The 24,389-nt window shown below is 71.5% G+C and carries 22 protein-coding genes and 1 pseudogene; 7 read left to right on the top strand and 16 right to left on the bottom strand.

What is annotated here, in order from left to right; translation table 11 throughout:
- Positions 1 to 368: 368 nt before the first annotated feature.
- Together ACWDLG_RS07210 and ACWDLG_RS07205 are read right to left on the bottom strand one after the other, a co-directional pair.
- Positions 369 to 1,046, bottom strand: coding sequence for a JAB domain-containing protein (locus tag ACWDLG_RS07210; protein WP_449916920.1), 678 nt, complete (start codon positions 1,044 to 1,046; stop codon positions 369 to 371).
- Positions 1,047 to 1,226: 180 nt separating this feature from the next.
- Positions 1,227 to 1,949: a GntR family transcriptional regulator gene (locus tag ACWDLG_RS07205; RefSeq protein ID WP_354906705.1), complete on the bottom strand. Its 723-nt coding sequence runs from the start codon at positions 1,947 to 1,949 to the stop codon at positions 1,227 to 1,229.
- An 828-nt stretch (positions 1,950 to 2,777) separates the two neighbouring features.
- On the opposite strand from ACWDLG_RS07205, the gene dapA reads away from it, so the two are divergent.
- A complete protein-coding gene (dapA, locus tag ACWDLG_RS07200) occupies positions 2,778 to 3,692 on the top strand; it encodes a 4-hydroxy-tetrahydrodipicolinate synthase (RefSeq protein ID WP_449916917.1) in 915 nt (304 codons plus the stop codon).
- A gap of 59 nt (positions 3,693 to 3,751) precedes the next feature.
- Positions 3,752 to 5,437 carry a ribonuclease J gene (locus ACWDLG_RS07195; protein ID WP_354906703.1) on the top strand — a complete coding sequence of 562 codons (1,686 nt, stop codon included), beginning with the start codon at positions 3,752 to 3,754 and terminating at the stop codon, positions 5,435 to 5,437.
- Positions 5,438 to 5,724: 287 nt separating this feature from the next.
- Here ACWDLG_RS07195 and ACWDLG_RS07190 read toward each other — a convergent pair whose 3' ends face one another.
- Together ACWDLG_RS07190 and ACWDLG_RS07185 are read right to left on the bottom strand one after the other, a co-directional pair.
- Positions 5,725 to 6,492 (bottom strand): ABC transporter permease subunit, encoded by a 768-nt coding sequence (locus tag ACWDLG_RS07190; protein ID WP_449916913.1) that lies wholly within the window; start codon positions 6,490 to 6,492, stop codon positions 5,725 to 5,727.
- Positions 6,493 to 6,785: 293 nt separating this feature from the next.
- A pseudogene (locus tag ACWDLG_RS07185) lies at positions 6,786 to 7,427 on the bottom strand (ATP-binding cassette domain-containing protein); the annotation flags it as partial.
- Positions 7,428 to 7,514: 87 nt separating this feature from the next.
- On the opposite strand from ACWDLG_RS07185, the gene ACWDLG_RS07180 reads away from it, so the two are divergent.
- The 3 genes from ACWDLG_RS07180 to ACWDLG_RS07170 are packed head-to-tail and all read left to right on the top strand — an operon-like array spanning position 7,515 to position 9,732.
- Complete coding sequence (locus ACWDLG_RS07180; RefSeq protein ID WP_449916911.1) at positions 7,515 to 8,615, top strand: sensor histidine kinase; 1,101 nt, start codon at positions 7,515 to 7,517, stop codon at positions 8,613 to 8,615.
- Entirely contained in the window at positions 8,612 to 9,244 is a 633-nt protein-coding gene (locus tag ACWDLG_RS07175; RefSeq protein ID WP_449916909.1) for a response regulator, read from the top strand. Before ACWDLG_RS07180 ends, ACWDLG_RS07175 begins: the two co-directional genes overlap by 4 nt.
- Positions 9,241 to 9,732: a DUF402 domain-containing protein gene (locus tag ACWDLG_RS07170; RefSeq protein ID WP_449916908.1), complete on the top strand. Its 492-nt coding sequence runs from the start codon at positions 9,241 to 9,243 to the stop codon at positions 9,730 to 9,732. Before ACWDLG_RS07175 ends, ACWDLG_RS07170 begins: the two co-directional genes overlap by 4 nt.
- Before the next feature lie 193 nt (positions 9,733 to 9,925).
- Here the strand turns inward: ACWDLG_RS07170 and ACWDLG_RS07165 are convergent, their stop codons facing one another.
- Genes ACWDLG_RS07165 through ACWDLG_RS07145 form a run of 5 tightly spaced genes read right to left on the bottom strand, consistent with a single transcriptional unit; the run spans position 9,926 to position 14,830 of the window.
- Positions 9,926 to 11,080 (bottom strand): alpha/beta hydrolase family protein, encoded by a 1,155-nt coding sequence (locus tag ACWDLG_RS07165; RefSeq protein WP_449916905.1) that lies wholly within the window; start codon positions 11,078 to 11,080, stop codon positions 9,926 to 9,928.
- 12 nt (positions 11,081 to 11,092) lie between these two features.
- Positions 11,093 to 12,505, bottom strand: coding sequence for a S41 family peptidase (locus ACWDLG_RS07160; protein WP_449916904.1), 1,413 nt, complete (start codon positions 12,503 to 12,505; stop codon positions 11,093 to 11,095).
- Entirely contained in the window at positions 12,502 to 13,554 is a 1,053-nt protein-coding gene (locus ACWDLG_RS07155) for an ABC transporter permease (protein ID WP_449916902.1), read from the bottom strand. The genes ACWDLG_RS07160 and ACWDLG_RS07155 overlap by 4 nt, the downstream gene beginning before the upstream one ends.
- Positions 13,551 to 14,441 carry an ABC transporter ATP-binding protein gene (locus tag ACWDLG_RS07150; protein WP_449916900.1) on the bottom strand — a complete coding sequence of 297 codons (891 nt, stop codon included), beginning with the start codon at positions 14,439 to 14,441 and terminating at the stop codon, positions 13,551 to 13,553. Before ACWDLG_RS07150 ends, ACWDLG_RS07155 begins: the two co-directional genes overlap by 4 nt.
- A complete protein-coding gene (locus ACWDLG_RS07145) occupies positions 14,438 to 14,830 on the bottom strand; it encodes a GntR family transcriptional regulator (protein ID WP_354906694.1) in 393 nt (130 codons plus the stop codon). Before ACWDLG_RS07145 ends, ACWDLG_RS07150 begins: the two co-directional genes overlap by 4 nt.
- A gap of 201 nt (positions 14,831 to 15,031) precedes the next feature.
- On the opposite strand from ACWDLG_RS07145, the gene ACWDLG_RS07140 reads away from it, so the two are divergent.
- Positions 15,032 to 15,181: a hypothetical protein gene (locus ACWDLG_RS07140; RefSeq protein WP_449916898.1), complete on the top strand. Its 150-nt coding sequence runs from the start codon at positions 15,032 to 15,034 to the stop codon at positions 15,179 to 15,181.
- A 192-nt stretch (positions 15,182 to 15,373) separates the two neighbouring features.
- On the opposite strand, the gene ACWDLG_RS07135 is transcribed toward ACWDLG_RS07140, so the two are convergent.
- Together ACWDLG_RS07135 and ACWDLG_RS07130 are read right to left on the bottom strand one after the other, a co-directional pair.
- Positions 15,374 to 16,576 carry a hypothetical protein gene (locus ACWDLG_RS07135; protein ID WP_449916895.1) on the bottom strand — a complete coding sequence of 401 codons (1,203 nt, stop codon included), beginning with the start codon at positions 16,574 to 16,576 and terminating at the stop codon, positions 15,374 to 15,376.
- Positions 16,577 to 16,580: 4 nt separating this feature from the next.
- Complete coding sequence (locus tag ACWDLG_RS07130; protein WP_449916893.1) at positions 16,581 to 17,837, bottom strand: glucarate dehydratase family protein; 1,257 nt, start codon at positions 17,835 to 17,837, stop codon at positions 16,581 to 16,583.
- A 111-nt stretch (positions 17,838 to 17,948) separates the two neighbouring features.
- On the opposite strand from ACWDLG_RS07130, the gene ACWDLG_RS07125 reads away from it, so the two are divergent.
- The gene (locus tag ACWDLG_RS07125; RefSeq protein ID WP_449916891.1) at positions 17,949 to 19,376 is read left to right on the top strand and encodes an aldehyde dehydrogenase (NADP(+)); all 1,428 of its coding nucleotides are present in this window, start codon (positions 17,949 to 17,951) and stop codon (positions 19,374 to 19,376) included.
- 109 nt (positions 19,377 to 19,485) lie between these two features.
- Here ACWDLG_RS07125 and ACWDLG_RS07120 read toward each other — a convergent pair whose 3' ends face one another.
- From ACWDLG_RS07120 to ACWDLG_RS07100, 5 genes are read right to left on the bottom strand one after another with little or no spacing between them, the layout of a single operon-like run.
- On the bottom strand, positions 19,486 to 20,388 hold the full coding sequence (locus tag ACWDLG_RS07120; RefSeq protein ID WP_449916888.1) for a 5-dehydro-4-deoxyglucarate dehydratase: 903 nt from the start codon (positions 20,386 to 20,388) through the stop codon (positions 19,486 to 19,488).
- Positions 20,389 to 20,421: 33 nt separating this feature from the next.
- Positions 20,422 to 21,180, bottom strand: coding sequence for an IclR family transcriptional regulator (locus ACWDLG_RS07115; RefSeq protein ID WP_354906689.1), 759 nt, complete (start codon positions 21,178 to 21,180; stop codon positions 20,422 to 20,424).
- A 40-nt stretch (positions 21,181 to 21,220) separates the two neighbouring features.
- Complete coding sequence (locus ACWDLG_RS07110; protein WP_449916887.1) at positions 21,221 to 22,081, bottom strand: carbohydrate ABC transporter permease; 861 nt, start codon at positions 22,079 to 22,081, stop codon at positions 21,221 to 21,223.
- Positions 22,078 to 23,004 (bottom strand): carbohydrate ABC transporter permease, encoded by a 927-nt coding sequence (locus tag ACWDLG_RS07105; RefSeq protein WP_449916884.1) that lies wholly within the window; start codon positions 23,002 to 23,004, stop codon positions 22,078 to 22,080. The genes ACWDLG_RS07110 and ACWDLG_RS07105 overlap by 4 nt, the downstream gene beginning before the upstream one ends.
- Positions 23,001 to 24,308, bottom strand: a complete 1,308-nt coding sequence (locus ACWDLG_RS07100) for a sugar ABC transporter substrate-binding protein (protein WP_449916881.1) — start codon at positions 24,306 to 24,308, stop codon at positions 23,001 to 23,003. The genes ACWDLG_RS07105 and ACWDLG_RS07100 overlap by 4 nt, the downstream gene beginning before the upstream one ends.
- Positions 24,309 to 24,389: the final 81 nt, after the last annotated feature.

Here is a 24,389-nt window from a genome sequence, read left to right as displayed (position 1 = left end):
CGTCGTTCCCCGATGGAGCGCTTGCCCGTGGAGGCCCGCTCCGTCGGACCGCGCCCGCGCCGGCGCGGCCCGACGGAGGTGAGTGACATCGAGTGTGGTGGCCCCGTACTGCGTCGCGGGGCCGCCCGAGCGGTACAGGCGCAGTGTGGAGCCTTCTCGGGTGGCGCGGCCCCTCGTCCAGTCGGGTGGGAGCGGGGCCGCGCGGAGAACGCTCGGTGGGCTTCGGCGGCAGCGGTCGCGGCTGCCGGCCAGGGGCCCACCGAGCGTTCCCATCGCCGGCCGGGCAGCGCGAGGCAGGAAGAGGCCAATGGGCTTGCGGGGATTGGACGAGGTTCAGGATGCCTGTCAGGTGCTCGGAACGGTGGCGGCTAGCCGGTTTCCGGGGTCTGCGGGACGGGGATGCGGCGCCAGGCGGTGTCGGTGACGATCACGTGGTCGAGGAAGCGCAGCCCCACGGTGTCGGCGGCGTCGGCCAGGCGCTGGGTGGTGGCCAGGTCGGACTCGCTCGGGTCGAGAGAACCGCTCGGGTGGTTGTGCGCCACCCCGAAGGCAGCGCCGCCCGAGGTCAGCACGGTGGTGATGATCTCCCGGATCGGGGCGGGCGTGTGGTCGGCGCCGCCCTCCGTCATCAGGGCGCGGCGCAGGACCGAGCCGCGTGGATCGCAGATCACGACAACGAGGCGTTCGCGGGGGTGTCCGCGAAGGTACGGCGCCGCCTGCGCGGCCAGGTCGCTCGACGAGGTGATGCGGGCGCGGGCCGGGCCCTCCTGCGCACGCCGTACGAGATGGAAGGCCGCGGCGATGCGGGCCGCCTTGGCGGGGCCGACGCCGCGGACGGCGAGCAGGCGGTGGGCGTCGGAGCGGGCCAGCTCGCCGAGGTCGCCGCAGTGGGCGATGAGCTGGGCGGCGAGGTCGACGGCGTCGCTCTCCCTGGTGCCGTGACCGATGAGGAGAGCGAGCAGCTCCCGGTCGGCCAGGGCTGCGGCACCGCTGGCGAGCAGGCGCTCGCGCGGGCGGTCGGCGGCGGGCAGGTCCTTGACGCGCAATCGACACCTCCGGATCGGCACCCTGCCGGTTGTATCAACGGGCACCGACAAATCAGGGGCCGGGAGGGTGGGTCGGCCGTCTCGCGTGGCCGCCGCAGGAGGGAGTGCGGGGCCGGCGTTGAAGGAGGGGGGACCGGGCGGCGCGGGGGAAGGCGCCGCCCGGTGGTGCGTGGGGAGGGGTCACAGGTGCACGGCCATGCTGTAGACGACTTCGAAGCGGTCGCCGGGAACGACGATGTCGCTCGTCTCCACGGGACGTTCGCTCGCCCAGTGCGTCCGTTTGAGGTGCAGGACGTGGACGCCCGCCGACAGGTCGAGGGCGTCGATCTCGGTGGGGCGCGGCACCCGGGTGTGCACGCTCTCGACGATCTCGGTCACCTTGATCCCGTAGGAGGAGAGCCTGCCGATCAGGCCGCGGCGTTCCTCGTCGGAGTGGGGCGCGAACTCGAGCGGTTCGTACGACGTGGCGAGCTGGAGGGGTTTGCCGTCGCCGCGGAACACGTAATGGGTCCTGGTGAGGGTGGTCGACTCCTCGACGCGGAGGCGCTGGGCGATCTCGGGGGTGGCGGCCACGGGCTCGCTGTGCCAGTCCCAGGTGACGCGCCTGCCCTGGCTCTGCAGGTCGGCCGCGAACGGCGCCTGGTGGTCGTGGAAGCGCCAGCGATGCAGGGGAGCGAGGTCCGGGCGCTCCCTGACGTAGTGTCCCGAACCCACCCGACCGAAGATGAGGCCCTCGCCGGCCAGGACGCGAAGCGCGTGGCGGGCGGCGGTCTCGCCGACCTGATATTTGCGGGTCAGCTGCGCCCGTGAGGGGATGGGCGCGCCGGGGGGAAGGGTGCCGTCGTTGATCTGCCGCCGAATGTCTTCGACGACGCGCAGGTAGACCGGATCGGAACTTGCCACTAGTCCATCCCTGAGGTTGCTGTGAGGCGTTGCCCCATGTTGCCGTATTCGGCAGGTAACCCACCGTCATCGAATGCACTTGGAGTTCCAACTTTGGGCGGTTCGGAAAAATATTCTGAGAACTCTGTAACGCCCGCGTAAGGTGCGGCGATTCTCCGGTAGAGGTCGTCGATGTGTGTACCCCCGAGCACATATCGGCGACCTCTTCCACGTGCCGGCGTTTCCGGCCAACCCCCCAGCGTGCGGGCCTTTCCGGCCAACCCCCATCCCGTACGGCAAGCCGCCCCGCCGCCACCCTGGTCCCGGGGCCGGCGTCTGTCGAGGGATACGCCTCACCGAGCGCGCGTGGCCGGCCGCCGTTACGGACGGCACTCCTGGGAACCGGTGACGCTCAGCGACGGGACGACGTGACGGCGGCCCGCCGGAGTCCCGCTGGAGTACGCGTGATGGACGGGCGGTCAGCGGTGACCACGGTGGCCTCGAGCCCGCTTGCCGTAGGGGCCGGAGCGAGCGGCGGGGCGCGGAGCGCGGGGACGACGCGAGGTGCGGGCGACAGCAGCGGAGGACTGGCGCGACATCGGCGGGGGAGCGGCGATCGGCTGGTGCGGGAGGCGGTGGCGGGAGGGTGTGAGACGGGTCGGCGGCGGGGAACTCCGCGAGCGGCCCGGCGGTGGCGGGAGGAGCCGGGTACGGGGCCGGAGGCGGTCGCGGGAGCAGCCGGGTATGGGGCCGGAGGCGGGTGGGGGAGGAGCCGGACAAGGGCTCGGAAATGGCCTTATGGGGGTGGCGGGGTTAGGGACGTGCGGGAATCCGGGTACCGTTCGCACTATGGCATCGCCCTCTCGCACCGCCGAAGCTCCGTTCGGCCGCATGCTGACCGCCATGGTCACGCCGTTCACCGGGGACGGCGCCGTCGACTACGACGCCGCGCGCAGCCTGGCCGCCTACCTGGTCGACGAGCAGCGCAACGACGGTCTGATCGTCAGCGGGACCACCGGGGAGTCGCCGACCACCAGCGACGCCGAGAAAGAGCGCCTGCTGCGGGTCGTGCTGGAGGCCGTGGGTGACAGGGCGACCGTCGTCGCCGGTGTAGGCACGAACGACACGCACCACACCATCGAGCTGGCCAGGCAGGCCGAACGGGCCGGCGCCCACGGCCTGCTCGTGGTGACGCCGTACTACAACAAGCCGCCGCAAGAAGGCCTGTACCGGCATTTCGCCGCCGTCGCGGACGCGACCGCGCTGCCGGTGATGCTCTACGACATTCCGGGCCGTGCGGGCGTGCCCATCCACACCGATACGCTGATCAGGCTGTCGCAGCACGAGCGGATCGTGGCCGTGAAGGACGCCAAGGGCGACCTGTTCGCGGGCTCCACCGTGATGACCGCCACCGACCTGGTCTTCTACTCGGGCGACGACGCGCTGAACCTGCCGTGGCTCTCGGTGGGCGCGGCGGGGTTCGTGAGCGTGGTGGGCCACGTGGTGGGCGCCGAGCTGGCCAGGATGATCGAGCTCCACCGGGCGGGCGAGGTCGCGGAGGCGACCGCCGTCCACCGGCAGCTGCTGCCCGTGATCGACGGGATCATGAACCGCGCGGGGGGCGCGATCATGGTCAAGGCGGCACTCAGCTTGACGGGCCGGCCTGTCGGCCCGATGCGGCCTCCGCTGGTGGAGGCCACCTCTGCGCAGATCGCCGAGCTGCGGGCGTGCCTCGTGGCCGGCGGAGTGAAGTTGGCTGACTGATGAAAACGGGGAGGAACGGAGATATTGAGTTCACGATTTGACCGGCCTGGGGGCAGCGTATGAGCCACCCGCATCCGGAACTCGGCCCCCCGCCGCCGCTGCCTGAGGGCGGCCTGCGCATCGTGGCGCTCGGCGGTCTCGGGGAGATCGGCCGGAACATGGCGGTCTTCGAGTACGAAGGCCGGCTGCTGATCGTCGACTGCGGGGTCCTGTTCCCCGATCCCGAGCAGCCGGGAGTCGACCTGATCCTGCCCGACTTCGAGTACATCAGGGACCGTCTCGACGACGTCGAGGCGCTGATCCTGACGCACGGCCACGAGGACCACATCGGCGCCGTGCCGTACCTGCTGCGGGAGCGGCGCGACATCCCGCTCGTCGGGTCGAAGCTGACGCTGGCCTTCATCGAGGCCAAGCTGACCGAGCACCGGATCCAGCCGGAGAAGGTGCAGGTCATGGAGGGGGAGCGGCGCCGGTTCGGGCCGTTCGAGTGCGAGTTCCTCGCGGTCAACCACTCTATTCCCGACGCGCTCGCGGTGGCCGTCCGCACGCCGGCCGGCATCGTCCTGCACACCGGCGACTTCAAGATGGACCAGCTGCCCAGCGACGGGCGGCTGACCGACCTGGGCGGATTCGCCAGGCTCGGTGCCGAGGGCGTCGACCTGCTGATGTCCGACTCGACCAACGCCGAGGTGCCGGGGTTCGTCACCTCCGAGCGGGAGATCGGTCCGGTCATCGACGAGGTGATCCGCACCTCGGCCAAGCGGGTGATCGTGGCGAGCTTCGCCTCCCACGTCCACCGGGTCCAGCAGGTGATCGACGCCGCCGCCAAGCACGGCCGCAAGATCGCGCTGGTCGGCCGGTCGATGGTGCGCAACATGGGCGTGGCTCGCGACCTCGGCTACCTGAGCGTGCCGCCCGGCCTGATCGTCGACTCCCGTGACCTCGAGGAGTGGCGGCCGGAGGACATCGTGCTGATCTGCACGGGTTCGCAGGGCGAGCCGATGGCGGCGCTGTCGCGCATGGCCGACCGCGACCACGCGATCCGCATCGCGAGCGGTGACACCGTGCTGCTGGCCTCCTCGCTGGTGCCGGGCAACGAGACGGCGGTCAACAAGGTCATCAACGGGCTGACCAGGTGGGGAGCGCGCGTCGTCCACAAGGGCAACGCGAAGGTCCACGTGTCGGGGCACGCGGCGGCCGGCGAGCTGCTGTACGTGCTGAACCTGACGCGCCCGTCGAACTTCATGCCCGTGCACGGCGAGTGGCGCCACCTGCGGGCGCACGCCAAGCTGGCGGAGCTGACCGGCGTGCCGGACGACCACATCGTGATCGCCGAGGACGGTGTCGTCGTCGACCTGGTCGACGGCCGGGCGAAGATCACCGGTGCCGTGCAGGCCGGGTACGTCTACGTGGACGGCCTCTCGGTCGGCGAGATCACCGACCTGTCGCTCAAGGACCGCAGGATCCTCGGGGACGAGGGCTTCGTGTCGGTCGTGGTGGTCGTCGACTCCACCAGCGGCAAGCTCGTCGCCGGTCCTGAGATCCACGCGCGTGGGTCGGGCATCGAGATCGAGCGCTTCGGCGAGATCATCCCGATGATCGAGAAGGCGATCGAGCAGAACGCGGCCGACGGTGTGGTCGACATGGCGCAGATCCGCCGCGTGGTGCGAAGGACGGTCGGACGCTGGGTGAGCGACACCTTCCGCCGCCGCCCGATGATCATTCCGGTGATCGTCGAGGTCTGACCCCGCCGCCCGAGGAACCCCGCTCCCGATCCCTGCGATCAGGGGGTGGGGTTCCTCTCCGGGTTGCTGAGCGGCCCGGCCGCGTCTCCCGCGGGCGGCGGTGTCCGGGCTGCTGGGGTTCCGGCCCCCGTCTGTCGTGCACACGGAGGGCGGCCACGGGGCGGGGTGTTCGCCGCGTCATGAAGCACGGCCGTGCCGGGGACGCCGGTCAGGTGTCGCGGCGGTGGACGGCCGCCAGGCCCGCCGGTCAGGCGTCACGGTGGTGGACGGCCGCCAGGCCCGCCGGGTCAGGCGTCGCGGCGGTGGACGGCCGCCAGGCCCGCCGCCAGCGGCACCACCGCGTAGAGCACCAGCACCACCCCCGCGACCGGTGGCGGCAGCAGCGCCCCGTACACCGAGGACGTCAGGTCCGCCCCCGCGATCTCCCGCGGCAGCGCGCCGATCATCACGGACCCGAGCGGTTCGCTCCACGGCTCGGGCAGGTTCCCGACCACGATCGGGATCACGTACACCAAGCCCACCAGCACCGCGATCGCCGCCGCCGCGGATCGCAGCAGCGCGCCTAGCCCCAGGCCGAGCAGCGCGAACACCGCCACCGTCACGGCCGATGCCACCAGCGTCGGAAGCCGCTCGCCGAACGACGCCACGGGAAAGCGTCCCGCCAGCATCGCCGCGGTGACCGCGTACGTCACGAACACCACGACGGGTCCCACGACCAGCCCGAGCCCGCCCACGACCGCCGACTTGGCCACCAGCACCGGCCACCGGCGGGGGACGAGGGCCAGGCTGGTCCTGATGAGTCCGGTGGCGTATTCGGAGGTGATCGCCAGGACTCCCATGACCCCCATGCACAGCTGGGGGACGATCAGCACCACCTCCTCGAGTTCGGCGATGCGGGCGGTGCGCCGCATCGGCGGGGACGCGGCGTCGTACATGCCGATCGCCGCCCAGGCGATCGCCGCCGCCAGCGGCACCGCGCCGAGACTCAGGCCGACGAGCAACCAGCTGGACCTGACCGAGCGGGCCTTCACCCATTCGGCGGCGAGCACGTTCATGCGTTCTTCCCTTCGACGGCGGGCCTGTTCACGGGCGTCTGATCCGGGCGGAGATCCGTTCCCCGCGATCCGCGGCACCAGGTTCGGCGGCATCACCGCGGGCCGTCACCACGGCCGTCTTGGCCGGCAGCAGGGCCCTGCGCGGCGGGACGGCGACGAGCGAGGCGCGCAGGCGGTGGAGGGGACCGGGCGCAGGCTCAGCCGTTCGCCGGCGATCACCGGGCGGCTCCGTACTCGACGCTGCCGGCGGTGAGCGCCAGGTAGGCCGACTCCAGGGAGTCGTAGCGGTCGGTCAGCTCCCGCGTGGCGGCCGCCACGATCAGGCGGCCCCCGCCGATGACGACGATCCTGTCGGCCGTCACGGCCATCTCGCTCATGAGGTGGCTGGACAGCAGCACCGTCCTGCCCTCGGCGGCCAGCGCGCGCATCAGCTCGCGGATCCAGCGCACCCCGTCGGGGTCGAGCCCGTTGACCGGCTCGTCGAACATCAGCACGCCAGGGTCGCCGAGGAGCGCGGCGGCGATGCCGAGCCGCTGCTTCATGCCGAGCGAGAACGCGCCCGCCTTCCTGCGGGCCACCCCGGTCAGGCCGACACGGTCGAGGACCTCGGCGACGCGGGCGGCGCCGATGCCGTTGGTGAGTGCCAGACTGAGCAGGTGGTCGTGGGCGCTGCGGCCCGGGTGGAGGGCGTTGGCGTCGAGCAGCGCGCCCACCTCGCGCAGCGGCCTGCGCAGGCTCGCGTAGCGGCGGCCGTTGACCAGGGCCTGGCCGGAGGTGGGCGCGTCGAGACCGAGGATCACCCGCATCGTGGTGGACTTGCCGGCGCCGTTCGGACCGAGGAAGCCGGTGACGTGGCCCGGCTCGACGGTGAAGGACAGGCGGTCGACGGCGCGGGTCGCGCCGTACGTCTTGGTCAGCTCTCTCACGTCGATCACCCCTTCACGGTCGGGTACGGCCCGCGTACCGCGCATCGGACCCGGGTATGACGCCGGAGCCCGGGACGGCCGGATAGCGTGCGGGGCGTGGACTTCACCAGGCGGCTCACCCGGGGCCAGCTCATCGCGCTCGACTGCGCGGCCGGATGGGTCGTCGCGCTGGCCGCCATGACGTCGGCGGCCACCGCGCCGGTGCCCGCCTGGGTCGCGATCGTGCTGGCGCTGGGCCTGGGTCTGCCGCTGGGGGCGCGCAGGCGGTGGCCGGTGGGCGTCTTCGTCGTGGTGTTCGCGGTGGCGCCGGCGGCGGGCCTGGTCTTAGGGGTGGGCGCCGCCTGTGTCGCGCCCGCCTACGCCCTGTACACGGTGGCGCTGTCCCGCGCGAACCGGGCGCCGACCACGGCGATCGCGGTGGTGACCGGGGTGGCGGTCCTCATGCTGACCGTGGCGGGGGCGCCGGCGGACTGGTCGCGCGCGGCGGGTGACGTCGTGCTGGGGATCGCCGCGCTGGGCGGCTCGTGGACCGTCGGCCGCGCCGTGCGCGAGCGGCGCGAGTACGCGGCACGCGCGGCCGAACGGCTGGTCACCGCGGAGCGGTTGCGCATCGCCCGCGAACTGCACGACGTCGTCGCCCACAGCATGGGACTCATCGCGGTGAAGGCGGGTGTCGCCAACCACGTGTTGCGCAGCAGGCCAGAGGAGGCCCACGACGCGTTGCGGGTGATCGAGACGGCGAGCCGCGACGCGCTGGTGGAGATGCGCCACCTGCTCGGCGTGCTGCGCACCGAACCTCCGGAGCTGCGTCCCGTGCCCGAGCTGGACGAGCTGGCCGAGCACGCCAGGCTCGCGGGGGTGCGGGTGGAGCTGGCGGCCTCGGGGCTGGACGGGCTTCCCGGCGGGGTGCGGCTGGCCGTACACCGTATCGTGCAGGAGGCGCTCACGAACGTCGTCAAGCACGCGGGCCCGGCCCGTTGCACGGTGACGGTGGCCGCCGACGGCGGCCGGGCGCGGGTCGAGGTGACGGACGACGGCCCAGGACACGGGGCCGCGACGCGGAACGGCCGGCGCGACGGCGAGGGTCACGGGCTGGTGGGGATGAGAGAGAGGGTCGCGATGTACGGCGGAGCGTTCTCGGCGGGGCCGCGTCCGGAGGGCGGGTTCCGGGTGGCCGCGACCATTCCCTACGCATGATCCGCGTCCTCGTCGCCGACGACCAGGCCCTGCTGCGCGGCAGCTTCCGGGTGCTGGTGGAGAACGAGCCCGGCATGAGCGTGGCCGGTGAGGCCGGCACGGGCGCGCAGGCGGTCGAGCTGGCCATGGCCACGCGACCGGACGTGGTGCTGATGGACGTCAGGATGCCGCAGATGGACGGCATCGAGGCCACCCGCAGGATCGGCGGCGCGGCCAGGGTGCTGATCGTGACCATGTTCGACCTCGACGCCTACGTCTACGCGGCGCTGCGGGCGGGAGCGTCGGGCTTCCTGCTGAAGGACACCCCGCCCGCCGACCTGCTGGCCGCGATCAGGGTGGTCGCGGCGGGGGAGGCGCTGCTGGCGCCGACGGTGACGCGCAGGCTCATCGAGGAGTTCGCCAGGCCCGCGGTGCGCGGCCTGGAGGGGATCACCGACAGGGAGCGCGAGGTGCTGACGCTGATCGCGCGGGGACTGTCCAACACCGAGATCACCGAGCACCTGCACCTCAGCATGGCGACCGTCAAGACGCACATCGGCCGCCTGCTGACCAAGCTCGCCGCCCGCGACCGGGCCCAGCTGGTCATCGCGGCCTACGAGAGCGGGCTCGTTGTACGGTCGGGTGCATGAAGGTCGTTTTCCGCAAGTACGGCGGTTCCCTCCACTGGCACCACCCGGCCAGGTTACTCGGGGAGGACGCCCACGGGGTGTGGGTGGGTTGCGAGGCCGGCACGACGGGGGCGAAGGGTGACGGGCCGCCGGTGGTGTGGGACAAGGCGTTCGTGATGCTCTTCCCGAGGAACGAGTGGTGGGTCGCGCTGTTCAACGACGAGGGTCACAAGACCGACCTCTACATCGACGTCACCACCGTTCCCGAGTGGAGCGACGGCGAGGTGACGATGGTCGACCTCGACCTCGACGTGGTGCGCACCAGGGAGGGGAAGGTGTACGTCGACGACGAGGACGAGTTCGCCGACCACCAGGTGCTGCTGGGCTACCCGCCCGAGGTGGTCGCCCAGGCGGAGCGCGCGGCGGCGGCGCTCACCACGGCGGTGACCGACCGTCTCGCCCCGTTCGACGGCGCCACCCACCTCCCCTACCTCGCCCAGGTGCGCTGACCGGCCCTCCCGGCGCCCCCTACGGCAGCCCGTACGGCAGGCGGGGCCGTCGCTCGGGCGGTCGGGATCGCGAGACTTCGGTTCCACGACCCCTTCGGCCGCCGGCACGACCGTCCGGTGGATCACGCTGTTTCCGAACGCCTGGGCGAGCTGCGGTCAGCATCCCCCGATAGTGTGGAGAGCGCGCCGGGAATCAGGACTGACCGCAGGCCGTGGGGCAGAACTTGACCTCGGGGTACCGTGATAACGTCTTGTCCAGGAGGGGCTGCCGCCGCGACTTCAGGTGCTGGTCGAGGAAGGCCGCCACGTACGTGCGGGTGAGCTCGGCGGCGCGCGCCGCGGGCAGAACGCCGTAGGCGGGCTTGACGCCGAGGGCGCCCTCCACCAGTGGGCCGTCGGTGAAGGACTGGTGTTCCGTGCCCGACAGCACGAGCCAGCGCTTCCACCCGGTCAGCAGCTTCCAGTCGCGGTCCCACGTGGGGGCAGGGCCTCCGGGGACGTGCTGCGCCGAGCCCAGGAACATGAACGGCCGGGAGAACCCGCTCTTGGGGATCCGGGCGTAGGTGGTGCCGTCCATGTCGATCCCGGCGCGTACCCGGGAGTCCTTCACCATGGCCGCCATGGCGCTGGCCCCGCCGATCGACTGGCCGACCATCGCGATCCTGGAGCGGTCGATCAGGTCGGCGCCGTCCCACGCCGACGGCAACCGGTCGAGCACGAAGGAGACGTCGGTCGCCCGGCCCTGGACCAGCCCTGTGCCGAAGCCCGGGTCGCTGTCGCTGTCGCACGCGAGGCACTCCGCGACCCGCCCGTCGGGGTGGGTCGTGGCGTAGCTCTCGTAGGTGTGGTCGATCCCGGCCACGACGTACCCTCGGCTGGCCAGCTCCTCGGCCAGGGACGTGAGCGTGCTCACCGGCTTGGTGAAGCCGGGGGAGAGCACCACAAGCGGAAGCTTCCGCCCCGCGGGTCGCGCGTCCTTGACGGCGTTCGTCCGCGTCTTGCTCAGCCTGTCGGACGGCACGCCCGTGATCCCCAAGCCTTCCAGCATGAGCTCGGATTCCTCAGGCGTCATGTACGGTGCGCGCTCGCCGTCCCTCTGCTCGGTCGGATACCACAGGGTGACCTTGAGCTGCCTGGCGTCGACGTCGAGATCCCAGGGATCGGGGCGGGAGGTGTCCGTCAGGTACAGGGCGGTGGTGCCGACCGGATGGGCGCCGGTGGGGGTGGGCAGGGCGGCCGGCCCGGTCGGCGTGGCCGACGGGACAGCGGACCGGGGCGGCGTGGGCGGGGAGCAGGCGGACGCGGTGAGGACGACCAGTCCTGCGGCGACTGCCAGGATCTGTCTCATCGAGAGGTCCATTCACTTGTGCAGCAAGTCCAGGGCCTTGGCCAGCGCGGGGTCGCGCCCGGCGGCCGCGTCCTCCGGGGTCAGGGGCACGTAGTGGTCGGGGGGCACGCCGATCCGGTCGATCACCTCGCGATCGGGCCCGAGGTGGTGCCTGACGGGGAATCTCAGAACGGTGTTGTTGCCGAGCAGGTACGGCTGCGCCGGGCCGGAGATGACGCCGGCGGTTCTGGTGCCGACCAACCGGCCCGCGCCCAGGTCCTTGACCGCGGAGCTGAAGTGCTCGCACGCCGAGGCGCAGCTGCGGTCGGTGAGCACCATCAGCGGCAGGTCGAGCAGCTCGACGGTGTCGTCGGTCCGCAAGGTCTCGCACGTGCCGTCCACAGTGCACAGGTAGGCCGTGGCCTTCCCGTGGACGAACGCGCTCACCAGCCGGATCGCCTCCAGGGGACTGCCGCCGCCGTTGCCGCGCAGGTCCAGCACGACGCCGGTGAGCGTCCGGCCGGTACGCAGCCTGGCGATCGCTTTGAGAGCCCTGTCCGCGGAGTCGGGGGAGAACCCGCGCAGCCGTACGTAGGCGATGCCGTCCTGAAGCAGCTTCGACTGCACCACTTGCAGGGCGGACAGATCCCGCTGGTGGAGGCCGGGCTTGAGCGTCACGATCCAACGGCGGCCGGTGGTCTGCCGCAGGAGCCGCAGCCGGACCGGGCGCGCTTCCGGGTATCGCGGGTAGAGAGCGGCGATCGCCGGGGTGGCCTTCCCGTCGATGAAGGGGGCCGATCCGTTGATCGATTCGATGATGTCGCCCGTGCGTAGTCCGGCGGCCCGCGCCGCGCCACCCTGCACGGTGGTGACGAACAACGGAGGGAGGGCGACGCCGGGGTTGCCGTTCACCTGTGCACCATTGACGTTCGCCTGGAGGCCCAGGCCGTAGCCGTCACCGTCGTAGTAGTCGGGCGGTTGCTCGACGTCGTGCGCCCAGGAGGCGTGGTTGTCGCCGAGGCCGGCCACGATGCCCTCGAGGGTGACGACGGCCAGCCGCTCGCGCAGGTCCGGCACCTGATCGGTGACCTTCCGGTAGACGGCCTCGAAAGCGGCCCAGTCGGCTTTCCGGTCACCGGTCAGCGCCGGCATGGTGGCCTCGGGCACGTCGCGCCCGTTGCGGTTGAGCTCCTGCGTCAGGGCGACGAATCCGGCGGTCAGCGAGCGGGCGTCCAGCGTGGCGCCGCTGTAGTAGTTGCCGAGGATGCAGAAGTACGCCTGCTCGATGACGTCGATCGTGGTGGCCGTCTCCGCCCCGGGAGGTCCGTGGGGTGGCGCGCAGACCGTACTGGCTGCCGCGCTCGCCTGGCTCCGCGGCGGCGTCGGTGCCGTGCAGGCCGCCGCCAAGAGGAGGGCGAGCCCGGCTGTCACGGTCCTGACGGTCATGACAGGCGCCTCCGGATCCACCAGAAGGACAACCATGCGAGGCCGAGGGTGAGGAGGGCATAGATCCCGGTCTCGATCCACTGGAAGGTCCAGAAGCGGTCGAGGGGCTGGTAGGTCGCCTGCTGCCGGTAGCCGAGCCGGTTGATCTCGACCATGCAGCGGTCCCCGCGGCCCGCCGCCCCCGACGGTGAGCAGGGCCCCGACGTCGTGGAGACCTGGATGGCGGCTCCGCCGTCGCCATCGGAGATCGTGCGTCCGGACGGATCGACCAGGCCGCTGTGGAGGACCCAGGCGCCGGCGTGGCCGGGAACGGCCGACCTCAGGAGAATCCGCACGGGTCCGCCTCCCTCCTGCGACAGGCCGACGTTCTCCACGTTCGCCTGGCTGAGCTCGAAGGTCCCGGTGGCCGGGGGCATCAGGTGGGCGCGGACCGCCAGCGGCATCGCGAGCTGGATCGCGGCGAACACGGCCAGGGTGAGGGCCATGGCGGGCAGGGTGCGGCGCACGAGCATGCCCACGGTTACGCCGAGGACGAAGGCGAAGGCCGCATACCCTACCGGGGCGATGCCGCGAGCGCCGAACACCAGGGGCGCCATCAGGGCGAGGCTCTCCGAGGCTGACTTGTCCAGGGGATCGGACCACCAGGTCACCACGAAGCCGCACAGGCCGGCGGCGGCCATGGCGACCAGGCCGACGAAACCGAACTTGACCGCCAACCAGCGGCCGCGGGTGATGCTCTGGTTCCACACCAGCAGGTGCGTGCTCGCCTCCAGTTCGCGGGTGATCAGCGGTGCTCCCCAGAAGAGCCCGACGAGAGCGGGCAGGAGCAGCACGACGAGGCTGACGGCCATGAAGGGCATCTCGTACGCGTCGAAGAATTGGTCGTAGAAGCGGTCGCAGGTGTTGTCCTGCGCGCAGCCGGCGATCCCGGCGGAGTAGCGGGTGGCCAGGTCCGGGCCGGTCAGGGCCAGGACGACGGCGAGAATGACGAGTAAGGCGGCCATCATCGCGGCAGAGCCGCGGAACTGGCGCCAGGTCAGCCAGATCACCGCTGCACCTCCAGCCCGACTCGCCGGTTCTCGGCGCGGCGGTCGTCCATGTAGGCCAGGACCAGGTCCTCCAGGCTGAGCTGGGTGACCGCCCAGGTGGGGTCGTGGATCGGGGCCTCGGTACGGATCACGAACGTGCTCTGCCGGTCGGTATGGCGTGCGGCGACCACGTGCTGGTCGGCGGGCAGCCGGTCGGGATCGCGGCGCGGGCCGGTGAGCCGGTGATGGGTGGCCAGCAGCTTGTCGACCTCTCCCGCCACCTGCACGCGGGATTCGACGAGCACGACCAGGAAGTCGCAGACTCGTTCCAGGTCGGAGACCAGGTGGGAGGAGAGCACCACGCTGAACTGGTGCTCGACCGTGGCCTCCATCAGGCTCTGCATGAACTCGCGGCGGGCGAGCGGGTCGAGCGAGGCGACCGGCTCGTCCAGGATCAGGAGTTCGGGCCGCTTGGCCAGACCCAGGGTGAGGGCGAGCTGGGCGCGCTGGCCGCCGGACAGCCTGCCCGTCCGGTGGGCGGGATCGAGGTTGAGCCGCTTGATCCGTTCCCGCGCCATGGCGGCGTCCCAGCGGGGGTTGAGCCGTGCTCCCAGCCGCAGGTGATCGGCGACGGTCAGACCGGCGTAGACGGGGGTGTCCTGGGCGACGAACCCGACCCTGGCCAGCTGCGCGGGTCCGCCGGCGGGACGGCCGCCGAGCACGGTGATGCCGCCCGCCGTCGGTTCGAGCTGGCCGCCGGCCAGCTTCAGCAGCGTGGTCTTGCCGGCGCCGTTGGGGCCGACCAGCCCGACGACGTGGCCCGCCGGTATGTCGATGGCGCACTCGCGCAGCGCCCAGCGCTTGCCGTATCTCTTGCCCAGTCCCTGGGCCTGCACGACAGAGGTCACGCGATGTCCTCCTGAGCGGTGGTCCGGAAGGTCGTCATGAAGAGAGCCTCGATGCTTTCGTCGTCGAGGCCGGCGCGCCGTGCCTTGGCCAGCCAGCGCCGCAGCTCCAGCCGCAGCGGGCCGTGCGCGGCCAGCGAGGTGTCGGTGAGCGTCGCCGTCACGAACGTCCCCACCCCTGGCCGGGCGGCGACCAGGCCCTCGTGCTCGAGTTCCCGGTAAGCCTTGAGGACGGTGTTGGCGTTGATCGCCAATTGCGCCACGACCTCCTTGACAGTCGGCAGCTGGTCGCCCTTGCGCAGCATGCCTAGCCGTAGCGCGTGCCGTACTTGCTGGACCAGCTGCAGGTACGGCGAAACACCCGACCTGCCGTCCAGATGGAACTCGATCACCGAATCTCCATTTATCTAGCCTGCTAGTACTTTAGACCCCTACGTGTTAAAAGGATCATAAGTGCCTGCCTCGGGTCGCGACCGGCGGGGCGTCGAGCCACTCGCCGCGCTCGACGAAGGGCCGGTCGACGTGCTCGCCGAGATGTTCGCGCAGCGGGCCCGCTGATCGAGGCCGACACCGTCGACCGTCACATGTCGGTGATGAAAACCGCCGTCATCTGGTGGCGGGCCCACGGCTGGCCGGCCGGCAATCCGATCGTCGGCATCGAGCGCCGGCCCACGCTTCCGTTCCGGACCCGGGCGCTGTCCCGCGAGCAGATCGCCGCGCTGTTCGACCTCACAATCGGTTGACGGGCGAGCCCCTCTGCCCTACCGGCGAGCCACCGAGCTCTTCGAGACCCTCACCCGGTCGCTCGTCCATCCGGGGATCACCGACTCGGCCGAGCTCGAAGCACGCGACGGGTGGACGCTGCATCGGTTGTGCCACTCGGCACTGACTCACGAATCAACGCCGCATTCCGTCCGGAGGGAATGGCGGCTCGCCTACACGGACCGGGAGAGCCGCAGCGCCACGGTGAGGGCGGTCAGGCGGGCGGGCGAGGCGAGCCCCACGTGGTACAGATGCAGCTCGTCCGCCCCCGCCTTGGCGAACGCGGCGAACGAAGCGGCCAGGTGGTCGGGGTCGGCCGGCTTGGGCGGCAGGAACAGCGCGTAGGCGCCGAGCCGCTGGCCTGGGGCGGCGATGGCGGACAGCCGCTCCAGGTTGGCGGTGGCCTCCTCGGGCGTGCCCCAGCACATCGCCACCAGCCCGTCGAGCGCGGGATCCCCGTCGGGAAGGGGGGCGAAGGGCCCCGCCGCCCACGGGTCGGGGGCGGCGTGGATCCTGATCGGCAGGCCCGGCGCCGCCTCCCGGGCGGCCGCGACGAGCCTGGCCCTGAGCGCCCCCGCCAGCCCGGTCCGCCGCTCCCGCACGTGCGCGGCCTGCTCACCGAGCGCGTCCGCCACCGAGCCGGGCCCTGTCGAGCCGGGCCCTGTCGAGCCGGGATCCGTCGAACCGAGGGCTGCCGAGCCGGAGGCCGCCGAGCCGGGTGCGGCGCCGTCGATGGCCGCGCGCACCAGCGCGCGCAGCCGGCCGGCGTCCTGGTAGCCGCTCTCGCAGGCCGTGCAGAAGCACAGCGACAGCAGCGCGGCCTGCACGGGGGTCCAGTCGGCGCCGGCGGTCTTCTCGTGGACGCTCTGGTGCCCGAACCCCATCGGCCCGCACGCCTCCAGGATGATCCCGTCGGGCGCTCCCACCGTGACGATCTCCCGCACCAGGCGCTCGCAGTAGTCCACGACGTCCTCGTGCGCGGGGCACAGCGCGTACGGGTAGGGGTCGCCGAAGGCGTTGCGGACCACCAGGTCGGGGTGCGCGGCGCCGAGACGGCTGCTGTGGGTGAGGACGGTCCAGGCGTGCACCGGCAGGCCGGCCGCCCTGAGCGCGTCGCGGGCCCTGAGGAAGGCGTCGGGCGCGGTCCAGGTCGGGTTCGGCGGGACGAGGCGGCCCCACGCCGCCTGCCGTACCGGGAGGTAGAAGGCGGAGTACGGCACGTCGAGCACCCGGTGCTCGGGGTGGAACGGGGTGGCGGCGCGGGTGGCGTGGTAGGAGGCGGCCAGCGCGACCGCGTCGACGCCCAGCTCGGCGAGCCTGGCCGGCGCGTCGGGGTCGCCGACGATGTCCCAGGGGTAGGCGTAGGCGATGCGCATCGGGCTACCAGCGGGGGCGGCTGGTGACGAAGGAGGGGTTCACCCTCCTCATGTAGCCGGTGTCGTCGCGGGAGGTGAGCCCGCACTTGAGGTACTGCTCGTGCATCACTGCCAGCGCGTCCCTGTCCAGTTCGACGCCGAGCCCCGGCCCGGTGGGCACGGGCACCGCCCCGTCCACGAACCGGAGCGCTCCGGGGGCCACCACGTCCTGCCCGTCCTGCCAGGGCGTGTGCGTGTCGCAGGCGGTGGCGACGTTCGGGACCGCGGCCGCCAGGTGCGTCATCGCGGCCAGGCTGATCCCGAGGTGGGAGTTGGAGTGCATGGACAGCGAGATCCCGAACGTCTCGCACAGCCTGGCCAGCTGCACCGAACGCGCCAGCCCTCCCCAGTAGTGGTGGTCGGACAGCAGCACCCCGATGGCGCCCTCCCTGATCGCGGGCGGCAGGTGCTCGAAGGTCACCACGCACATGTTGGTGGCCAGCGGCATCGGCGCCTGCGCCGCGACGGCGGCCATGCCGGAGATGCCGGCGGTGGGGTCCTCCAGGTACTCCAGCGTCCCGGCCAGCGCGCGGGCGACTTCGATCGAGGTCTCGACCGACCAGACGGCGTTCGGGTCCAGGCGGAGCGGGTGGTCGGGGAAGGCGGCGCGCAGCGCCTGGATCGCCGCGACCTCCTGGGCGGGTTCGAACACCCCGCCCTTGAGCTTGATGGAGCGGAAGCCGTACTCCTCGATCAGCAGCCGCGCCTGCGCCACGATCCCTTCGGGATCGAGCGCCGCGCCGAACCTGTCGTCGGGCTCTCCTGGGTGACCGGCCCACTTGTAGAAGAGATAGGCGCTGTACGGCACGGCCTGCCGTACGGCGCCGCCGAGCAGATCGCTCACCGGGCGCCCGGCGGCCTTGCCCCGGATGTCCAGGCAGGCGACCTCGAACGGCGAGTAGACCCGGTCGATGCTCTTCTCCTTGGTGGCCGCTCCCGTCAGCCCGTGCAGGTCGCTCACCACGTCGCCGACCAGGGTGGAGACGCGGGCGTAGATCTCGTTCTGGGCGTGTACGTCCAGGCCGACGAGGGCATTGGCCGCGGTGCGCACCTTTTCCAGGTGGGCCAGGTCGCCGTAGGTCTCGCCGAGCCCGGACAGTCCTTCGTCGGTGACGACCTCGACGATCGTGCGCAGCGCCCACGGCTCGTGGACTCCGGCGGCGTTGAGCAGAGGCGGGTCGCGGAAGGCGACCGGGGTGACCGTGATCTCTCTAATGTTCATATATGTGAACAACCGCCAGAATTGTGGACGAATGTCAGTACTGTAAGAATCTGGCGGAGCCAGTGTCAAGGCAAGGTAGAGTGAAGTGTGATATTGCATAGGGGTGAGGCGATGATCCACGCATACGACCCGCGCACCGGCGGCACCTTCGGCGAAGGCGTCCCCGAGGCCACCGACGCCGACGTCGTCGCCGCCGTCGCGGCCGCGCACGCGGCGGGACCTGCCTGGCGCGCGGCGCGCAGACCCGAGGTGCTGGAGGCCGTCGCCGAGGCGCTGGAGGCCAACGTCGACGAGCTCTGGGCCGTCGCCGACAGGGAGACCGCGCTCGGCGAGACCAGGTTGCGCGGCGAGGTGGCCCGCGCGGCCAGCCAGTTCCGGCTCTTCGCCGGCGTGCTGCGCGACGGCGGTCACCTGGAGGCGGTCATCTCGGTGCAGCCCGACGTGCGCCGGATGAACCACCCGCTGCCCGGCGTCGTCGGCGTCTTCTCCGCCTCGAACTTCCCGTTCGCCTTCTCCGTGGCGGGCGGCGACACCGCCTCGGCGCTCGCGGCGGGCTGTCCCGTCGTCGTCAAGGCGCACCCGGGGCACCCGCTGACCTCCGAGCTGACGGCGCGCGTCATCAGGTCGGCGCTGCCCGACCCCGCGCTGCTCGGCCTGGTCCACGGCCTGGCGGCGGGCAAGCGGCTGGTCCAGCACCCCGACGTGGTCGCGGTGGGCTTCACCGGGTCGATCCCCGGCGGCAAGGCCATCCAGGCGCTCATCGACGAGCGCCCCGACCCGATCCCGTTCTACGGCGAGCTGGGCAGCGTGAACCCGGTCGTGGTCCTGCCCTCCGCCGCGCGCGAAGGGCTGGCCGAGGGCTTCGCCGCGTCCCTCACGCTCGGCACCGGGCAGTTCTGCACCAACCCCGGCCTGGTCTTCGCGCCCGACGACGCGGACCTGATCGCCTCCCTCGGTACGGCGGTCGCCGACACGAACGGCTCGCCGATGCTCAGCGATCGCATCAGGGAGGGCTACCTTCAGGGGCTCGAGCGCCTGTCCAAGCTCACCCTGCTGGCGGAGGGCGGCCAGGGCGAGGGGGAGTGGGCGGTCGCGCCCAAGGTCTTCACCATCGACCTGGCCGCCTTCGCCGCCCGGCTGCCCGAGGTCGCCGAGGAGTGCTTCGGCCCTTCGTCGATCGTGGTCACCTACTCCGACGCGGCCGAGCTGATCGAGGTGCTGCAACGGCTCGACGGCTCCCTGACCGCCACCGTCCACGCCACCGACACCGCCGAGGCCGCGCCGGTCGCCGAGGTGCTGGCGCGGAAGGCGGGCCGGCTCATCTGGAACGGCTGGCCGACCGGCGTGGCGGTGTGCTGGGCGATGCACCACGGCGGTCCGTGGCCGGCCAGCACCGCCCCCGAGCACACCTCGGTGGGGGCGATGGCCATCCGCAGGTGGCTGCGGCCGACGGCCTACCAGGGCTGGCCGCAGGAGCTGCTGCCGGCGGAGCTGCGCGACGACAACCCGCTGGGCGTCCCGCGGCGCGTCGACGGCTGACCGTCTGGCGGGCGGGGCGAGGGCCGTCGGCGACCGCGAGGTCTGTCCGAAGGTCCTGCCCCGTCCCGGCCGCCGCGGTGGCCGGGACGGGGCAGGACGGGCCGTGGGGTTACCCCGCCAGCTCCAGCCCCGCCGCGATGATCCGCTCCAGCTCGGCGACGTGGCCGGGCGACGGGTCCACCAGCGGCGCCCGCACGCCGCCGACGTCCAGCCCGCGCAGCCGTACGCCCGCCTTGACCAGCGACACCGCGTAGCCGGGCACCTGGTCCCGCAGCTCCACCAGCGGCAGGTAGAAGCGCGTGAGCAGGCGCTGCACCATCACCTCGTCCCCGCCCGTGACCGCCTTGTGGAAGGTCAGCGCGATCTCCGGGGCGAAGGCGAAGACCGCGCTGGAGTACAGCGGCACCCCGAGGCCCCGATACGCCGGAACCGTCAGCTCGGCCGTCGGCAGCCCGTTGAAGAACGTGAACGGGCGGTCCGTCGCCTGCCGTACGCGAAGGATGATCCGCTGCAGCAGGTCGAAGTCGCCCAGGCCGTCCTTGAAGCCGATGACGTTGGGCAGTCCGGTCAGCTCGGCCACCGCCGAGGGCGTGAAGCGGGCCGTGCCGCGCTGGTAGACGATGATCGGCAGGCCGGTGGCGGCCGCGACCTGCCGGACGTAGGAGACCAGGCCCGCGGCGGGGGCGGTCACCAGATAGGGCGGCATCAGCAGCAGCCCGTCGGCGCCCGCCTCCGCCGCGGCCCGCGCGCAGGCCTGGGCGAACGGCAACGACCCGCCCGCTCCGGACAGCACGGGCACCCGCCCGGAGGCGGCGGACACGGAGGTGGCCACCACGGCGGAGTACTCGTCCAGCGCCAGGGCGTTGAACTCGCCGGTGCCGCAGGCGGCGAACACCCCTCCGGCCCCCGCCGTGACCCCCTTGGCCACGTGCGCGGCCAGCGCCTGGCCGTTCACGGAGCCGTCGGCCCCGAAAGGGGTCACGGGGAAGAACAGAACACCATCAAGACGCATTTCTTTCCTCCAGAGAACGCGCCGGATGATGTGTTATCGGATGCCCTCCCGGCGCAGAGTGGCAGCCAACCTGCGGGTGTGGCTGATGACCGCCTCGGCGATCCGCTCGATCTCCTCGCGGGCCAGGTCCGCGGGCATCGAGCAGCTGATGGCGTCGGTGGCGGGGATGCGGTAGTCCACGGCAACGGCCACGCAGGCCACGCCAGGTGTGCCCTGCTCTCGCTCGAGCGCGTAGCCGCGGGCGCGTACCTGATCGAGCTCGTCGGTGAGCTTGGCCAGATCGGTGATCGAGTGCTCGGTGAGCGCGGGCAGCGGGTCGGGCAGCAGCGCGGCCACCTCGTCGTCGGTCAGCTGCGCCAGCAGTGCCTGCCCGAGCGCGGTCACGCTCGCGGGCAGCCGGCGGCCCACCCTGGAGACCGCATGCCGGTCGCGCGACTCCCGGGTGGCCAGGTAGAGCACGTGCGCGTCGTCGCGCCGGGCGAAGTGGACCGTGTGCCCGATCTCCTCCCGCAGGTCCTCCAGCGTGTCGTGCGCCAGCGGCAGGGCCGGATCCTTGTCGAGGTAGGCGGTGCCGGTCAGCAGGGCGTGCGGCCCGATCCCGAAGGCCGAGGCGCCGGGCTCCGTCTCGACCCACCTGAGCCCGGCGAGGGTGCGCATGAGGGCGTGCAGGCTGCTGCGCGGGAAGCCGGTGCGCTGCTGAAGCTCCGACAGGGTCAACCGTTCGGGCGAGGCCGCCAGGGTTTCCAGGATGCGGACCGTTCGCTCGGCTGACTTGACCATCGAGGGCTCCATGCCTGACAGAATAATGGATGCCATCCATGTACATGGACATCTACCCTTTGACGGCGCCGCTGGTCAGACCACGCATGAACTGCCGCTGGAAGGCCAGGAAGGCGATCACCGAAGGCAGCAGCGCCAGCAGCGACGCGGCCAGCAGCACCCCGATGCCGACCTCCTCGTCCGAGCGGAGCGAGCGCAGCGCGATCGGCAGCGTCCAGTGGCTCGACTCGTTGGCCACGATCAGCGGCAGCAGGTACTGGTCCCAGATCATGGTGAACCCGAAGACGCCGATCACGCCCAGCGCGGGCTTGCACAGCGGCAGGATGATCGTGAAGAACGTGCGCAGCTCGCCCGCGCCGTCGATCTTCGCCGCCTCCTCCAGCTCGACGGGCACCTCCTTCATGAACTCGGTCATGACGAGGATCGAGAAGCCCCACGCGCCGACCGGCAGGATCATCCCCGCGTAGGAGTCGATCAGGTTCGCGTGGAGGAGCGGCATGTCGGCCAGCACCAGCGAGAGGGGAATCGCGATGATCTCCTCGGGCAGCATCATCGTGGCCAGCATGATCAGCAGCACGAACGACATGCCCCTGAACCGCTTGCGGGCCAGCGAGTAGGCGGCGAAGACGCTCACCGTCATCTGCAGCGCGAGACCGAACCCGACGACGACGAAGGAGTTGACCAGGTAGAGGTAGACGTTCTTGTCCGCGGCCTGGGCGAAGTTCTCCAGCGTGAACTCGTCGGGCCACAGCGTGAAGCCGGTCGGGTCGAGCGTCCTGCTGAAGGCGCTGACCAGCAGGCCGACCAGCGGCCCGGTGAAGACCAGCACCATCACGGAGTAGACCAGGACCTTGCCCCCCGTCGCCAGCGGCCCCCCGCGCGCCTCCAGGCCCAGCGCGCTGTCGAATCTCATGCTGGCCGCCTCCTGCGCATCAGCTGGACCAGCACGGTGAGCGCGAGCGTGGCGGCGAACAGCACGACGCCTCCGGCCGCGGCGACGCCCAGCTCGCTGCGCTGGAAGCCGAGCTTGTAGATGAGGGTCATGAGTACCTCGGACGAGCCGTTCGGCCCGCCGTTGGTGAGCACGTACACCTCGACGAACACCCGCAGCCCGCGGATGGCGGCCAGCGTGAAGAGGATCCAGAAGACCGGCCGCAGCGCGGGCAGCGTGATGTGGCGCAGCCTCGACCACGTGCCGGCGCCGTCCACGGCCGCCGCCTCGTACAGGGTCCTGTCGATGCCGACCAGACCCGCCAGGAAGATCATCATGTCGTACGGCGTGCCGCGCCAGACGCTCATCCCCATGATCGACCAGAGCGAGGAGTCCTCGCTGGCCAGGAACGGCTGGGGGTCGACGGCGACCCAGCCCAGCACGCTGTTGAGCAGGCCGCTGGCGTCAGGGTGGTACATGATCCGCCACACCTCGGCCACCGCCGCCATCGTGGTGACCACCGGCAGGAACGCCGCCGTCCTGACGAACCACAGGTAGCGGGCGGGCCCCTCGACGAGCAGGGCGAGCACCAGGCCGAGGACCAACGAGCCGACCGTCGTGCCCACGGCCAGGGCGACGCTGTGCGAGACCGCGCTGACGAACGCGTCGTCCGACATGATCGTCCGGTAGTTGCCGAGCCCGACCCACTCGTCGCCCAGGAAGGGCTGGACCTTGAAGAAGCTCATCCGCAGGCCCTCGAACATGGGGATGAACTTGAAGTACAGGAACAGGATCAGCGCGGGGGCGAGGAACAGCCACGCGACGGCGGTGCCGCGCCACCGCCCCTGCCCGGGACGGTGACGCGAAGCCGTGCGCTGCTCGGGCCGCGCGAGCGTCGTGGTCACGATGCCTTCTGGGCCCGCAGTTCCGCGCTCAGCCTGGTGGCCAGGCCGTCCATGGCCGTCTTCACGTCGGCGCCGCAGTCGGCCCACACCGCGTTGATGGCGTCGGCCGAGGTCTGCCTGATGGGCGCCCAGTTGGGGACGGGGGAGCTGTAGACGGCGTCGGCGTAGGCGTCCTGGAACACCTTCCACCGCGGATCGGTCCGCTCGGCGGACATGTCCACAGTCCTGTTGACCGGCAGCCTGACGATCGCGCCGTTGGCGTCCTTGTTCATGCCGATCCTCTGGCCCTCGGGCGAGACGGCGAACTCGGCGAACTTCTGCTGGCCCTCCTCGTCGGCCGAGCCGGTCATCAGGTAGACGTTCTCGCCCTCGCCCAGCGTGCCGGGACCGCCGGAGGGGCCCTTCGGCACCTTGACGACCTCGAGCCTGTCGGTGCCGATGCTCTTGACGAACCGGGCCAGCACGTACGGCCCGACCAGGTAGATGCCGCCCTGGCCCTTCTCGAAGACCTCGTGGGTGATGGTGGTGTCGTTGCTGACCGCGCCGGGGTTGACCGTCCTGGCGACGCAGAACTGGTTCTGCAGCCACGTGACCGCCTCGACCGTCCTGGGGTCGGCGACCGCGGGGGCGAACCGGCCGCCGCCGTTGTCGGTGAGGAACGTGCCGCCGTTGGCGTAGATCATCGAGGAGGCGTACCAGGAGGCGTAGCCGCGCTTGGTGCCGGCGGGAGCGACGAAGCCGTAGGTGTCCTTCTGGCCGTTGCCGTCGGGGTCCTGCTCGGTGAACGCCTTGGCCAGCTTCGCCAGGTCGTCCCAGCTCTGCGGAGGCTGGAGGCCGACCTTCTCCCTCCAGTCCTTGCGGATGATCAGCGCGAACGCCTGCGCGGAGAACGGCGCCGCGTAGTACTTGCCGTTGCCGGCCTGCGCGGCCTGCCACGCCCGGTCCGACAGCTGGTCGCCGCCCTTGATCCTGGCCTTGTCGACCTCCCGCAGCCAGCCCTGCGTCTGCATGTTGCCGAGCTGGGCGGTGTCGTTGATGACGATGTCGGGCAGGTTCTTCTGCGCCGCCTGCTGCTGCAGCTTGGTCTCGAAGTCGTCGAAGAGGGCGACGACCTTGGTCTTGACGCCGCTGGCCTTGGTGAAGGCGTCGGCCAGCTTGACGGCGGTCTTGGCGGAGTCGGAGTCCGGTGCCTGCCGGATCCAGATCTCCAGCGCCTGGTCACCCGAACCCCCGCCGGAACCGCAGCCGGACAGGGTGACGGCGAGCGCCGTGACTAACGCGGCCCCGAGCAGATGGCGTGGCATCAGACCGCCTCCTCGTTCACATACGTGGACAGGCTTCGCGAATGTGTCATTCGTTCATGTGAACGTAACGACTGGCCTGCA

The sequence above is a fragment of the Nonomuraea sp. NPDC003727 genome (assembly GCF_053586935.1).
This window is presented reverse-complemented; position numbering and strand designations above follow the sequence as displayed.

What these genes read in the sequence shown, in the direction of transcription:
- ACWDLG_RS07170 (WP_449916908.1), top strand. Translation starts at nt 9,241, where the DNA reads ATGAAGGTCGTTTTCCGCAAGTACGGCGGTTCCCTCCACTGGCACCAC.
- dapA (WP_449916917.1), top strand. Translation starts at nt 2,778, where the DNA reads ATGGCATCGCCCTCTCGCACCGCCGAAGCTCCGTTCGGCCGCATGCTG.
- ACWDLG_RS07160 (WP_449916904.1), bottom strand. Translation starts at nt 12,505, where the DNA reads ATGACCGTCAGGACCGTGACAGCCGGGCTCGCCCTCCTCTTGGCGGCG.
- ACWDLG_RS07120 (WP_449916888.1), bottom strand. Translation starts at nt 20,388, where the DNA reads ATGCGTCTTGATGGTGTTCTGTTCTTCCCCGTGACCCCTTTCGGGGCC.
- ACWDLG_RS07195 (WP_354906703.1), top strand. Translation starts at nt 3,752, where the DNA reads ATGAGCCACCCGCATCCGGAACTCGGCCCCCCGCCGCCGCTGCCTGAG.
- ACWDLG_RS07190 (WP_449916913.1), bottom strand. Translation starts at nt 6,492, where the DNA reads ATGAACGTGCTCGCCGCCGAATGGGTGAAGGCCCGCTCGGTCAGGTCC.
- ACWDLG_RS07125 (WP_449916891.1), top strand. Translation starts at nt 17,949, where the DNA reads ATGATCCACGCATACGACCCGCGCACCGGCGGCACCTTCGGCGAAGGC.
- ACWDLG_RS07130 (WP_449916893.1), bottom strand. Translation starts at nt 17,837, where the DNA reads ATGAACATTAGAGAGATCACGGTCACCCCGGTCGCCTTCCGCGACCCG.
- ACWDLG_RS07140 (WP_449916898.1), top strand. Translation starts at nt 15,032, where the DNA reads ATGAAAACCGCCGTCATCTGGTGGCGGGCCCACGGCTGGCCGGCCGGC.
- ACWDLG_RS07115 (WP_354906689.1), bottom strand. Translation starts at nt 21,180, where the DNA reads ATGGAGCCCTCGATGGTCAAGTCAGCCGAGCGAACGGTCCGCATCCTG.
- ACWDLG_RS07110 (WP_449916887.1), bottom strand. Translation starts at nt 22,081, where the DNA reads ATGAGATTCGACAGCGCGCTGGGCCTGGAGGCGCGCGGGGGGCCGCTG.
- ACWDLG_RS07175 (WP_449916909.1), top strand. Translation starts at nt 8,612, where the DNA reads ATGATCCGCGTCCTCGTCGCCGACGACCAGGCCCTGCTGCGCGGCAGC.
- ACWDLG_RS07100 (WP_449916881.1), bottom strand. Translation starts at nt 24,308, where the DNA reads ATGCCACGCCATCTGCTCGGGGCCGCGTTAGTCACGGCGCTCGCCGTC.
- ACWDLG_RS07165 (WP_449916905.1), bottom strand. Translation starts at nt 11,080, where the DNA reads ATGAGACAGATCCTGGCAGTCGCCGCAGGACTGGTCGTCCTCACCGCG.
- ACWDLG_RS07135 (WP_449916895.1), bottom strand. Translation starts at nt 16,576, where the DNA reads ATGCGCATCGCCTACGCCTACCCCTGGGACATCGTCGGCGACCCCGAC.